12 protein-coding genes are annotated in these 13120 nt (G+C 49.6%); 3 read left to right on the forward strand and 9 right to left on the reverse strand.

Features of this window, described 5'->3' with window-relative positions; genetic code table 11:
- Window positions 1–143: 143 nt before the first annotated feature.
- Genes ABEA14_RS08100 through ABEA14_RS08110 form a run of 3 tightly spaced genes read right to left on the reverse strand, consistent with a single transcriptional unit; the run spans window position 144 to window position 1596 of the window.
- Window positions 144–689, reverse strand: coding sequence for a prepilin-type N-terminal cleavage/methylation domain-containing protein (locus ABEA14_RS08100; RefSeq protein WP_345339422.1), 546 nt, complete (start codon window positions 687–689; stop codon window positions 144–146).
- 29 nt (window positions 690–718) lie between these two features.
- A complete protein-coding gene (locus tag ABEA14_RS08105) occupies window positions 719–1366 on the reverse strand; it encodes a DUF2959 domain-containing protein (RefSeq protein ID WP_345339423.1) in 648 nt (215 codons plus the stop codon).
- 2 nt (window positions 1367–1368) lie between these two features.
- On the reverse strand, window positions 1369–1596 hold the full coding sequence (locus ABEA14_RS08110) for a hypothetical protein (RefSeq protein WP_345339424.1): 228 nt from the start codon (window positions 1594–1596) through the stop codon (window positions 1369–1371).
- Window positions 1597–1708: 112 nt separating this feature from the next.
- On the opposite strand from ABEA14_RS08110, the gene ABEA14_RS08115 reads away from it, so the two are divergent.
- Together ABEA14_RS08115 and dtd are read left to right on the forward strand one after the other, a co-directional pair.
- Window positions 1709–2611 (forward strand): virulence factor BrkB family protein, encoded by a 903-nt coding sequence (locus tag ABEA14_RS08115; protein WP_377776226.1) that lies wholly within the window; start codon window positions 1709–1711, stop codon window positions 2609–2611.
- Window positions 2608–3045 (forward strand): D-aminoacyl-tRNA deacylase, encoded by a 438-nt coding sequence (dtd, locus tag ABEA14_RS08120; RefSeq protein WP_345339426.1) that lies wholly within the window; start codon window positions 2608–2610, stop codon window positions 3043–3045. Before ABEA14_RS08115 ends, dtd begins: the two co-directional genes overlap by 4 nt.
- A gap of 11 nt (window positions 3046–3056) precedes the next feature.
- Here dtd and ABEA14_RS08125 read toward each other — a convergent pair whose 3' ends face one another.
- Entirely contained in the window at window positions 3057–3941 is an 885-nt protein-coding gene (locus ABEA14_RS08125; protein WP_345339427.1) for a chemotaxis protein, read from the reverse strand.
- Window positions 3942–4176: 235 nt separating this feature from the next.
- Here ABEA14_RS08125 and ABEA14_RS08130 point away from each other — a divergent pair, with 235 nt between their 5' ends.
- Window positions 4177–5085, forward strand: a complete 909-nt coding sequence (locus ABEA14_RS08130; protein ID WP_345339429.1) for a bifunctional GNAT family N-acetyltransferase/hotdog fold thioesterase — start codon at window positions 4177–4179, stop codon at window positions 5083–5085.
- Window positions 5086–5376: 291 nt separating this feature from the next.
- Here the strand turns inward: ABEA14_RS08130 and ABEA14_RS08135 are convergent, their stop codons facing one another.
- The 5 genes from ABEA14_RS08135 to recG all read right to left on the reverse strand — a co-directional run bounded on the left by ABEA14_RS08135 (window position 5377) and on the right by recG (window position 13118).
- Entirely contained in the window at window positions 5377–7941 is a 2565-nt protein-coding gene (locus ABEA14_RS08135) for an AsmA-like C-terminal region-containing protein (RefSeq protein WP_345339431.1), read from the reverse strand.
- 248 nt (window positions 7942–8189) lie between these two features.
- Window positions 8190–8702 carry a hypothetical protein gene (locus tag ABEA14_RS08140; protein WP_345339433.1) on the reverse strand — a complete coding sequence of 171 codons (513 nt, stop codon included), beginning with the start codon at window positions 8700–8702 and terminating at the stop codon, window positions 8190–8192.
- A gap of 145 nt (window positions 8703–8847) precedes the next feature.
- Complete coding sequence (locus ABEA14_RS08145; protein ID WP_345339434.1) at window positions 8848–9597, reverse strand: MlaA family lipoprotein; 750 nt, start codon at window positions 9595–9597, stop codon at window positions 8848–8850.
- Between the two features lie 17 nt (window positions 9598–9614).
- A complete protein-coding gene (locus ABEA14_RS08150) occupies window positions 9615–10898 on the reverse strand; it encodes a hypothetical protein (protein WP_345339435.1) in 1284 nt (427 codons plus the stop codon).
- 126 nt (window positions 10899–11024) lie between these two features.
- Window positions 11025–13118 (reverse strand): ATP-dependent DNA helicase RecG, encoded by a 2094-nt coding sequence (recG, locus tag ABEA14_RS08155; RefSeq protein WP_345339436.1) that lies wholly within the window; start codon window positions 13116–13118, stop codon window positions 11025–11027.
- Between the last annotated feature and the right edge of the window lie 2 nt (window positions 13119–13120).

The following is a 13120-nucleotide window of genomic DNA, read 5'->3' on the forward strand; positions in this document are numbered from 1 at the left end:
GCGCTGAGTACGCTTTCTGTTTGAGAAAACTAGCTTTTCCATCATAGGTCTCCAATGTGTAAACCTATTTCAGGACGGGACAGTGGGAATAAAAAAGGCGACCATTAGGTCGCCTTTTTTGTCTTCGATGCCAACTAATAGCATCAATTTTCTATCAAAGTTACCGTTCCATCTACTGAACGATATTCAATAGCCAGCAGTGCGCTGTCTGGTGCTGCGTCATCACCGTTGGCACGATAAACGAATGTGCAAATGGATCTATCGCCGTTGCTATCCCGCTGTCGGTACGCTTGGTAATCCGCATCATTGTTGAGAGATACGGTTGGAGGGTTGTCCAACAATGTCGTCCAGAGCGAAGTGCAGCCGGCGTCGCCTCTACCCACGTTCCGCGGTGCGCCCATTGGATTGTTTTTGTCTATGCCCAAGGGATAGCCCTCAGCATTCATATCCAGCTCGCCACCTGCATAATCAGGCAGATCATTGAGCGGGCCGTTGGTGTTAGTGGTTTGCCAGCGGAAATGAGAAAAATCGATTGCCTGCGCAAAACTGGCTTTGACCGCAGCAACCTGGGATCGGTCAGCATCGTCAGACAGATTAATGAACTTACTGATGGCAACCACAGCCAGAATGGAAACCACCAGCAAAACAACAACTAACTCGATTAACGTAAAACCAAATCTTCGTTTCACTTACTACTTGCTCCCTAAACTGCAGGGGACTACTTGAGCGTTGCGATAAAGGCTTCAGATTCAGCTATGGCCTTGTTCATCTCCGTCATCAGCAACTCTGTGTCTTGTTTGATGCGCTGATATTCACCTTTGAGCGAGCCTATCGCTTGTGCATTTAAGTTGTGCTTGAGATACAGCGTGTTGTCCTTCAAGGCGGACAGCACCGGTGCCATTTTGCTCTCTGCACGACGCATCGACTTAAGCAGTTTGCCATACTGGCGTTCAGTGTCTTTGAGCTTCTGCGCACTTTGGCGTTTCAAAGAGGCGTTGGTGTATTGATCCAGCTCGTCTTGCCACTCATCAAACAGGGCATCTGCGACAGACTCGATTGAATCGATCCGTTCGCTGACCTCGTTTGCCGCATCTTCGCTACTCTCATAGGCGTCGAGGGTCTTTTCATACATATCCTGAAGCTCACCGCCGTCGAAGTTTATCAATGCGGACAGCTGCTCAAGCGCATCGCGAAACTCCTCTTGAGCATCAGCCTGAGACTCTTTCGCTTCTTCAACCCTGTCTTTTAAAATATCGCGCTTATGCACGCCCACTTGTTCCATCGTTGCATAGTAGGTGGACTCACACCCTGTAAGGGATAGGAAGCCGATTATCAGGCTTCCCCATAATACCAGGCTCTTAATCATAATTAGCTTCCTGATGGCTTGAATTTCGCTGCATCAATGATGCACCAGAGATGCAACAGCAGCCCTATGATGCCGGGAATTACCAGCCAATAAGTGCCGTAACACACAAAGGTAAATACAAAGAACAACAGTGCTGGCAGGATACGACCTTGCACCAATTGACCCAAACCAGGAATAAAGAAGCTACAAATTGCGGCGATTACATTTCCGCCAGACCCTTGACCAGACATAGTTATCTCCTTCTATCCGCTGGTATCCAATTAGTGAATAAGATTATGAATTTGCTATTGTATGTGTGAACTATTAAGACTTTAGACTTCTCCTATGGAAGATGGCAAGGGTATGCAGTCGATCAGCCAGCAGCAGGTGGTGCACTTCCTTAAAGTGCAATGGGCGCGCAGTCAGGCGCTTTTTATACATATTCGTCAACGTTTGCAGCAGGATCAGATCACCATGGTGGCGGGCTATTTGGCCTATGTCACGCTGCTCTCTTTGGTGCCGCTTATTGCTGTAACCTTCTCAGTTTTTTCGGCTTTCCCTGTGTTTCAATCGGTGCAGGGACAAATTGAAGACTTTGTTTTTAATAATTTCGTGCCAGCCTCCGGAGATGCTGTTCGTCAGCATCTCACTGGTTTTGCCGAAAATGCGAAGCGGATGACGGCGGTTGGTGTTGGCTTTTTGATGGCTGCGGCGTTACTGCTTATTTCGGCGATTGATAAAACACTGAATCGTATCTGGCGTATCGAAGGGGGTCGCCGGATGATCATTTCGTTTTCCATCTATTGGATGGTGTTGACGTTGGGACCGGTACTTATCGGCTCAAGCATTGCTGTAACTTCTTACCTGGTGTCATTGAAGATTTTCAGTGACAGTGCCATCAGTGGTTTGCTTCCAACCTTCCTTCGGATGTTACCTTTCGTGCTCTCTGTGTGTGCGTTTCTGATCCTCTATACCCTGGTTCCCAACACCTACGTGAAGCTTCGTCATGCCCTGGTTGGCGCTATCGTGGCAGCATCACTGTTTGAGATGACCAAGAAGGGGTTTGCTCTTTATGTCACCCAATTTCCCTCTTATGAGGCTATCTATGGCGCGTTGGCGGCGATACCTCTGCTATTCCTGTGGATCTATCTTGCCTGGTGTGTGGTTCTGATCGGTGCTGAGTTAACCGCAGCTTTGGGTGAGATGGAGCAACACGCTGAAGATACAGAAGAGCAAAATGATCAAGATCGTGAGGAGTTGAAGTGATCGCCCTGTTGCAACGAGTAAAAAATTCACACGTCGACGTCGCTGGGGAGTGTGTAGGAAAAATCGGCGCTGGTCTGATGATTTTGCTGGGCGTAGAAAAGGGGGACACCGATGCTCAGTGCGATAAGCTGGCTAAACGGGTGACCGATTACCGCATCTTTGAAGACGCTGAAGGAAAAATGAATCTCAGTTTGCTGCAGACTGGTGGTGAAATACTGGTCGTTTCTCAGTTCACGCTTGCAGCGGATACGCGCAAGGGGCTTCGGCCTAGCTTCAGCAGTGCCGCTCATCCCATTGAAGGGGAGCGGCTCTATCTTCGGTTTGTCGAGCGCCTGCGTAACCTGGGAGTAACGGTTGCGACCGGAGAGTTTGGTGCTGATATGCAGGTATCACTTCAAAACGATGGTCCGGTTACCTTCCAATTGCAGGCATAACTCCTTAGGGCTTAGCTCGTTGCGCCCTCAAGCATGGTGCTGATCAGGTCTTCGGCATTAAATTTGGTCAGAGCTTTGTTGGCGCCCGCGTCACGTGCCTGATCCATGCTGATGGTACTGGACAGTGACGTATGCAAAATAATGTAGGCTTTATTTAGCCGACTATCTGTGCGAATGGAGCGAGTTAACTCATAACCGTCCATCAGGGGCATCTCGATGTCACTGACGATGATATCGATGGCACCTCCCTCTTCAGCCATCTCCTGCAAAAAGGTCAGTGCTTCATGGCCGTTGTTACTGACAAAGTAGGAAGCGCCAATCTCATCAAGTGCATGAGAAATCTGTTTACGAGCAACCAAAGAGTCATCAACCAGCAGAATACTTTTATCAAGCAGTGGTGCCAGTGCAGAAGCGTCTATATTCAGTCCATTCGGAGAGGCTTGAGGTGGGTCGATCTCCTCAAGAATCTTCTCAACATCGATGATCTGAACCAAGCCGCTCTCAGTGCGTATCACACCCGTAATATAGGTTTGCGAGCCCAGGCTCTTTGGGGGCGCTGCAATGCGCTGCCAGTCGGACTCAATAATTTTGTCGATGCTCTTTACCAAAAAACCTGTCTGCTTTCGGCTGAACTCGGTGACTACAATGCTGCAGTTTTTCAGCTCTTCTTCAGGCACTGGCGGATAGCCAATCGCCATCGCCATATCAATCACCGATAGGGTTTCGCCCCGTAAGGTAGTTGCGCCGAGGATCGCTGGATGGCTATGAGGCAATTGAGTCAGTGATTGGAAGTTGACGATCTCTCGTACTTTCAATGTTGCAATGGCAAACGGTTGCTGATTGGTTAGAAAAAACTGCAGCAGGCCCTGCATGCTGTGATCTTGTTCTTTGCTCATAACTGCCAACGTCTAAAGAGTTTTAATCGAGCATAGCCGCGCAGCCTGGGGCTTCCAAGTGGCAAAACGCGAAACCGTGGTTTGGCTCTCGCATGAACTGGCCAGAGGTGTGATTGTCTAGGAGTGACGCAAAACTAATTGACAGCGTTGCTAAAAGGTCGGATAAAAACTGCTCAATAAAAATAATAAGTACGCTGGTGAAACCTCTTTTTCATCAGCGAGGGAAAACAGCGCTATGTTCAGACTGGTTGAACCGGATTCGGAAAAGGATTGGGATACCTATTATCACTTTCGCTGGAAAGTGATGCGGATGCCATTTCAGCTGCCTGAAGGCTCCGAAAAGGACGAATTTGATCCTTATGCTCACCATCGTATGCTGGTCGACGAAGAGGGCCAGCCGAGAGCCGTGGGACGCTTGTATCAGTCAAGCGCTGACGAGGGCCAGCTGCGCCATATGGCTGTTGACCCTGACTATCGAGGACAGGGGCTTGGATCAGAGATGATTGCCGCGCTGGAAGCGCTGGCGCGAGAATTAGGGATGAAGCGGATCGTACTCAATGCTCGTCAACAAGCGATCCCATTTTATGAAAAACAAGGGTATAGCGGTGTCGGAGAGGGGCCTACCCACTTCGGTAAAATCCATCATCAACAGATGCTCAAAGAGCTACCCGCCCTAAACGACAAAACCCGTCACGTAGACTGGTGCGAAGATTTGCAGGAGATTTGGCAAGACGGTATCCCCATTTCTCACGCACTGGGTATCCGTATCCTGCAATACACTGGGGAGCGTTTTGAAACGCGAGCAGCCTTTAACGCAAACATCAATCTGCATGGCTCCATGTTTGCCGGTAGCTTGTATGCGCAGGCCTGTCTGACTGGCTGGGGGATGGTTCATATGATGCTCAAAGAGCAGGGGGTTTCGGGCAGCATTGTTTTGAGTAAAGGGGAAATGAGTCACTTAAGACCAGTAGGTGATGAACCTACTGCCTATGTTAACCGCACTGACGTCGACGGGAGTGTTCACCCCTTACGCCGAGGTGAACAGGCGAACCTAAAAGTGACCGTGATGGTAGAGGAGGGTGATAACCCTATGGCCGCTCGCTTTGTGGGAGAGTACCGCGTACTGCCGTCTGAGAAAGATTAGGGGCTGTTGACCTTTACTGTTTGTTTTTGCAGCAATATGTTGGCGATTTAAGCGAGGCAGAGGCTGTAAAGTTGAGTGTCCCTCAATGATTAGCCGATAACGAAGCATAAATCACCAACAAATGCAGCCCCTTCTTTTTAAAGAAATTGGGGTTCGTTGAAACACTTTCTGAGCCGCGTCATTCGCCACTTAACTTAGATCGCTAAGTTACGTAGATCATTTCTTGCTCTGAACGTGTTTCACTCCAACAAAATCCATACACGAAAGGTCAACAGCCCATAGGCTCCGTTGCTACGGAGCCATCTCTGCTTGTGCTTTTTTCATTTCAAGTTCGGCAAATCGCGCAGCTTCAGGCAGTTGCTCAAGGAGCGCGTTTTCTTCTTGCTGCAGTTTCTCGGCATTTGCTTCAAAGTCAAATTGCTTAGGTGGTTTCACGCGGCCCTGATAAACAGGCTCACAACCATCACCAAAGTACTTTTCTGTACCACTGAATACGCCGCTGAATAAGCCGGTCACTGTACCTGTAATTGCGCTGGCGACCTGAACATCTGGGCCACTGAATGGGCCATCAATTGAGCGAGCCAACCTGACACATGCCTTTTCATCCAGCACGGTAGTTGTCAGCTTTTCAAACTGGCTTTGCGGAAGGTTAATTTGACCGAATAAGGCTATTCGATGCTCTTGCGTAGCAATCGCGGAGTTTTCAAATTTCATCACACCATCGGTAAAGACCAGATGGAGATCGGCATCAGCGAATTTGGTGTCGCCTCCTGCCAGTGCTCCTGCCGCCGCACCACTGATCGCTTTCGCTTTGCTGACCGCGAGACCGATTGGGCCTAGCAGCGCGAAGGCGCCAACATCGGTTAGGGTCAGCTCCTGGCTATCCAGGAAGTTATCCAGAGTGGTATCGATATCGATGTTCTGTAGTGTAAAGTTTTGGCCATCGATGTGAATCGGGCCGTTGAGACTCGATATGAGTGCATCGACAGACGCGGCTTCGCCTTTTATTTCGGTCTTAATGTTCACTCTGCCTGCCAGAGGGTAACCGGTGTCCAATGGGTCAAGTAGGGACAAGTCGACTTGCTTGGCATTAGATATGATTGAGAACGGTAGCTCTGAGTTTTGCGTCTCGACATTGCCCGATAAATCGATTTGGGCTGCGGGCCCTGTGACCTTTACCTGATCCAGCTTAAATGGCTGGCCTCCACTCAGAGAAACGTTGAGCGTATCGACCTTGTGACCCACTGCCTCAATCTTGGCACCGTCCAAAGTAAACACAAACGGTTGTTTGAGGATGTCTGGGTAACCGATCAGATGATATTCCTGAACGGGTGCGAGCTCCGACAGTGCCAGACTTAGATTCTCGGTTGCAAAGCTTGGCTCTGAAAGCGTTAGCGCGAGATCGTTAATTGTGACTTGTTTAATATTGAGTGAGCGCAAAGGCAGCAATGTTTCGGCCTCGTCGGCTTTTGCTGGTTCCGCCTGTTTTTCTATCTCAATGTCTTGGCTTTCCCCATCTTGTGCCTTGCTGTCTGTTCCGTCGTCTGATGGCTCTGAACGCCAAAGCTCATCAGATAGCTTCACGTTGCTAACGGTAAGGTTATCCACTACCAACGGTAAGCCTTGCTCAAGCGCAGCCGTTGCAGCCAATTCTATGGTGCCATCCAGCGCTTTCAGGCTGGACTCTGTCAGCTTGGCTGCACCGTCAGCAATTGACAGTTTGGCACCTATTGCTTCGATTGTGTGTGGAGGGTAGCTAAAGCGGTCGATTGCCAGACTGAGCTCACCCGATAGTCGTTCGGGCGCGATTTGGCTATCGGAGATGATCGCCAGTTGTTTGGCTTCGAATGTCAGGCCTTCGACCTTTGCTCCTGTTGATACCACATCACTGCTGTAGTGAATGTTGCTTAGTGTTGCCGTCTCCACAATCAGGGACGATATGGGTAAATCAATCTTGGGTATCTGTATCGGCTGGTGTTCAGAATGAACCGCTTGCTCTTTCGGCTCTTGCTCGGCGCTCGGCGTCGCTGTCAGCCCAAGAATAGAGTCTGACAGTTTAATGTTACTCAGTGTGAGTTCGTGGATGCGAGTGGCAAAGTTATCAGTAAGCGATGTTGTGCTCTTTAAAGCCAGCTCTCCCGACAGCAGGTTGATGCTGGCGTCGGTAATCTGAACACTGGCTTCACTCATTAATCCGTGTACGGTCAGATCGGTGGCTACGTGCTGTTGCCAACTGACTTCTTCAGCGAACAGGTAAATGGCCAAGTGCCAATTCTCAGGGACAATGGCTGCATCGCGAATGAGATCCCAGTCAGTGACGGAAACGGTAAGTTCTTTTAAACGGATTGGTTTGTCCAGGTCTTCCCAGCGCAATGACAGCCCATCGATATCAAGCTGTTTCAAAGAGAGCGCACTGAGAAAAATGGCTGCTTCACTGTCATCAACGGCTACTGGCTGTGCGATTTCATCCGGTTCGGAGAAGTCATCGACCAGCTGGTCCAGCATCTCTGGGCTGAGATCGACTTCGGGACGATCCAGGCTGATTCCGGCGAGCGTGATCTCTCTTTTGAACAGGGATATCTCATCGATCCTGAGAGCAAAACGCTCTAACCCGAGAATGGTTGTTTCTTGATAACGGAGATCAATGTCGCGGAACGTAATTAAGTAGGGATCGCCCAGGCTGTATTCTATTGGCGACTGGATAGAGAGAGTCAATGGTGTTGCATCGGCAACCAATTGCTCCAAGTCTGAACGAAACTTGTCTGCTTCAAACCACAGAAGAAACCCCGTGATAGCGACAAAGGGTAGCGCCAGGATGGCGATAAATATCCTTTTCAACCATATGCTTATTTTCATTTTTTACTCACAACCGGGCTACCTGTTCAGTATAGAGTAATACCAACCCGAATAAGAATATGAACTATCAGCGGGAATTTAAATCAGGTGATTGAAGGCATACTTGTTCTAAGCCGAAATCAGCTAACGCTGCATAAAGTGATTTAAAACCTGCCCAGGCTTCCTGGTTGACCATACATTTACTAGGATTGGTATAAATCAAAGACAGACCCGCAACTGAATCCGTTGCGGGTCTTTAATCTAAGCAGTTAAGCCAGGCGTACCGTTTCGTCGAAGCTGCTAGCAGCCTGTGCTTGCGCCACTTCATGGCCCACTTGGTTATTTAGCGTGTCAACCAATTGCTGGCATTGCTTAAACGGCAAGCCTTCAAGGGACAGCTTTCGGGGGCTGTCAGTATTGTCGAGATAAAGTGTTAACCTCGGTGAAAATCGGCCATCTATCTTTGCCATTTTTATATGGGTTGAGAGAAAAAACTGAGTTTGACCATGTTGGTCTAAGCGCAGTTGGCTGCCATTCCAGATCAGTTTGGTATCCTGGCCGAAATTATTGCTGATGATGACCATCAGTATGTAGATAGCGCTTAAAACCAGGCCTGGGGCAATAAAGTGACTGGTGAAAAGTAGGTCGGCAAAAGATATTTCACCGTCGATGGCTTCGCCACTGAGTGACGCAATTAACACTAAGCCGAGCCAGAAGAGGGCTTTTTGAGTGGCTTGTTGAAGGTTGTTAAGCATCCGCTGTTCAATAACACACAGTTCCATTGTGTACTCCTTTACGATCCGTGTTGCGAGCTTTATCAGTACGTTCCTGTACTGGCGTGATCCTACCTTAGCTTGCCATCAGAGGTCAAAAAATAAACACGGCCGCGAATGCGGCCGTGTTGACGATTGCGATGGAACACAATGCTTAGCGTTGCACTGCGATCTCTCTTGCGCGGAAGTAGAGGAATCTAATCATCTCGTATTCAAACGCTGATCCCGAACCGTAGTATCGGAATGGAATGTTCTTACGAGTGTCGATGGCTCGCAGCAACGCAAGAGCCAACTCTTCCTCTTCCTTCATACCTAGTTCACTGATAACGGCGTTGTAGACCAGAGTATCTACCAGCGTACCAAAGCCATCCCTTGCACTAGAGGGGCCAAGCAGTGGAATAACAAGATACGGACCGGAATTCACACCCCAGTGGCCAAGCGTCTGACCGAAGTCTTCCCGTTCTTTATAAACACCCATCTTCGTAGCTGGGTCCCATACGCCCAAGAGGCCAATGGTGGTATTCGTTGCAAAGCGGAACGCTGTTGTCATTGCGCGCTCACCTTTCAACTGCAGTACCGAGTTCATAAAGGTAGTAATTTCACCTAGGTTACTGAAGAAGTTAGTGACACCGTCTTGAACCAGCTCAGGTGTGATCCACTGGTAACCATTCACCACCGGTAGAATCACATATTCATCAGCCTTGGCATTGAAATAGTAGGCGCGGCGGTTAAAGCCTTCCCATGGATCGTTATTATTGGATATACCGTTATCTGCACGGTTTTCAGGCAGTGGCAATACCGGCTCGATCGCATCAGCCTCTAGTTCTGGAGTTGCACTACATGCGCCCAGAAGTAGTGCCAGGGCGGCCAGAGATACGTTTCTAAATTGCTTAAAAGTCATCATGATTGCTAGCTCCCTGCCTAATTATCTGCCGCGAAGAAAGCCAGCATGTGGTCAACCCAGACTTTTTCGTCCATGTTGCCGCAGTGACCTCCGTGAGGGAAAATCTTTGCGCGGTCACCAAAGGTCTTAGTGATAAAAGCAAGGTCGGGGCTGGTCAGAATGATGTCATCGGAATTGGTAACAACAGCAATCTTTTCTGAGCTCATCAGATACCCAGCCAAACTGGTAAGGCTCAACCGATCAATCATCTCGGCGCGATCCAAGCCAGGTTCTTTTTCTGAGAAAATAGGAATCATAGCGCGTTCAAAATAGGTCAGGAAACCTATCTGAGATCCGCGTGCAAAACTATGGCTGATACTTTCGTACTTACTGATGGTGTGGTTTTTATAGGTCAGAGCGCCCCAGTTTTGCATCACATCAATAGCGAATATCATATCTGTGGAACTGATACGGAACGCTAAACCTATCAATTGTGCGAGTTCGGCGTCATTTACACCGGCCTTCACAAACATGCTATAGAGGAATTCGTCCGAGAGTTCGACACGCTCAGCGTGAGACACATTTTCGCCGAGACGGGCAAAGATACTATCTATCGTGTTTTTAACCCCTTCAGTGCCGACTGACTCGACATAACCGTCAAGTTTAATCACTGAGTTGTAGAGGCTAACCGGAGGGTTAACGATAAACACTTTCTTGAAGTTGAAGACCTTCTGTTCTTCATCCAGCTTGCTGACGAAGGCTGAGTGGGCACCGCCCAGGCTGTAGCCTGTAAGGTAATAGTCGGTAACCTGCAGTTTGTCTCCAAGCTCACCTTGTGCATGTGCCAGGGTTTTCTGCATTACGCTGTATATTTCGGCGGCATCCTTCTCCAGATAACCTGGGATCTTCATTTCTGACGCCGCCACAATGAAGTTGGCATGTGTTGGAGAAGTTATTGAGATAACGTTGTAGCCCGCCTTATAGAATGCGCGCTCTAACGCCGTCATCTTGCCACCGTCAAATTTACCGCCTGTACCGGCAATGGAGAAAACCAGTGGTGCAGGTTTCTCTTGGTAAACGACGGAGTATTGAAACTCTTCGTGATACCAGAACACTTCTGGCGCATCCTGTTCTGGAAACAGGTCAATACCGTAAACCTTACGGTTGATATCTTCGAGTGCCGGCAAATCCGCTTTGTAGGCTTCGGGGGTGCCAAATACTGTCGCTTTGAAGGGGTCAGTAAATGGGAAATCATAAGCTTCGGCAGCAGATGCGGTGGCAGCACACAACCACATCGCTCCCATCAGGAGTATCCGTTTCATCATTCTTATTCCCGCATGCATTGGAAAACTAAGCCATTTCTTGCGAATGACTTAACTTGATTATGTCTTATTGTGGGTAGATTAGTAGTGCAAATGTGAAAAAAAAGTAAATAGGATGGTCCTGGACTAAACCGAACCATATTGAAGTTGGTAAGGTAACCAGCGTTGCTGCAGAGGGGAGACTAACTGCGGGTGATTTTGCACAATGCGCTGTGCCAGTTGTTGTGCTGAAGGTATTAAACCTTGGTCGCGAGTAAGGTCGGCGATTTTCATCTGTGCCAGACCGGTTTGTCGGGTGCCTAGAAGTTCACCCGGGCCACGAATTTCCAGGTCATGCTGCGCAATTTGAAAACCATCGTTGGTTTGGCGAAGTACACCGAGACGCTTAGTGGCTGTGTCAGAAAGCGGCGCGTGATAGAGCAATACGCAGTGACTGGTAACACTGCCACGACCTACACGGCCTCGAAGCTGATGCAACTGCGCTAAACCAAGTCGCTCAGGGTTTTCAATGATCATCAGACTAGAGTTGGGCACGTCAACGCCAACTTCAATCACCGTGGTGGCGACCAGCAGGTCTATCTCGCCAGCTTTAAAACTGGCCATCACAGCCTGCTTTTCATCCGCTTTCATTCTGCCGTGCACCAGGCCCACACGAATTTGGGGCAACAGTTCCTGCAGTGTAGCTGCCGTATCTTCTGCGGCTTGGCACTGCAGTACTTCTGACTCTTCAATCAGAGTGCAAACCCAGTAGGCCTGCTTGCCGTCGAGGCAAGCTTGACTGACACGTGATATCACTTCATCACGACGGGTATCAGGAACGGCGACTGTGGTGACAGGGGTTCGACCTGGCGGTAGTTCATCAATGACTGAGGTATCCAGATCGGCGTATGCTGTCATCGCCAATGTCCTGGGGATCGGCGTTGCCGTCATAATCAATTGATGCGGGTAGCACGACCCTTCTCCACCTTTCTCACGCAGCGCCAGCCGCTGATGAACACCAAAGCGATGCTGTTCATCAACGATCACTAGCGCTAGCTGCTTAAACTGCACCTGATCTTGAAATATGGCGTGGGTACCGACAATTAATTGAGCGTCACCGCTCGCGATCTGTTCAAGCGCCTGATTTCTGGCTTTTGCCCTCTGTTTTCCAGCCAACCACGCGAGTTTTATGCCCAAGGGCTCAAACCAGCCCGCCAAGTTGATGGCGTGTTGTTCTGCCAGTAGTTCTGTAGGTGCCATCAATGCCACCTGCTGACCCTGTTCCAACACAAGGGAGGCCGCCATCGCCGCCACCAGGGTTTTGCCCGAACCTACATCTCCCTGAACCAGTCGCATCATTGGGTGAGGCTGCCTCAAGTCTGCGGTGATCTCGCTGACAACTCTCTGCTGCGCGCCCGTCGGAGAAAACGGCAAACTGCTGAGCAAGCGAGACTGTAATTCCCCGGAGGACGTCACTGGCTGTGCCTGGTGTTGGTCACTTTGCCGCCTGAGCAGGCGCACCGATACCTGGTGCGCGGTAAGTTCCTCCAGTGCCAGTCGCTGCTGCGCGGGGTCCTGGCCTAATTCGAGGCGTTCCAGTGAAATATCAGGTGGTGGCCGATGCAGTCGTTGCAGTGCTTGGGTCAGTGATACCTTGTGTGTAAGCAGTTCGGCTGGTAGCAATTCAGCAAGTTGATGGCGACCCAGCATAGCGACCGCTTGGTCACTCAGTTTGCGCAAGCTTAATTGCTTTAGTCCTTCGGTTGTCGGATAGACAGGAGTCAGGGCCTGCTCCATTTCTCTCAGTTGTTCTGGCTCACCTATGGTGTATTCCGGGTGGATAATTTCCAGGCTTTGCGCCCCTGTCTTTACTTCACCAAAACAGCGAACCCATTTACCGACGACAAAACTGTTTTTCTGAGCGGCGCTAAAGGTAAAGAACCGCAGGGTGATAAGGCCGCTACCGTCGTTCACTCTGACCCTGAGCATACGCTTGCGGCCAAAACTGATATCGCAGCCAGTTATCTCTCCACAAACAGTACCCGTGATCCCGGGCATTAACGACGCAATAGGATAGATACGGGTACGGTCTTCATAGCGATAGGGCAGGTGAAACAGCAGGTCCTGCACCGTCTTTAAACCGAGTTTTTCCAGCTTTTCTGCCACCTTCGGGCCCACCCCTTTTAAATTGGCAAGGGGATATTGATCCAGTGTTGAGCGAAGCTTACTCGGTGCTGACATCG

The organism is Corallincola platygyrae (assembly GCF_039544265.1).
Lineage (GTDB): Bacteria > Pseudomonadota > Gammaproteobacteria > Enterobacterales > Neiellaceae > Corallincola > Corallincola platygyrae.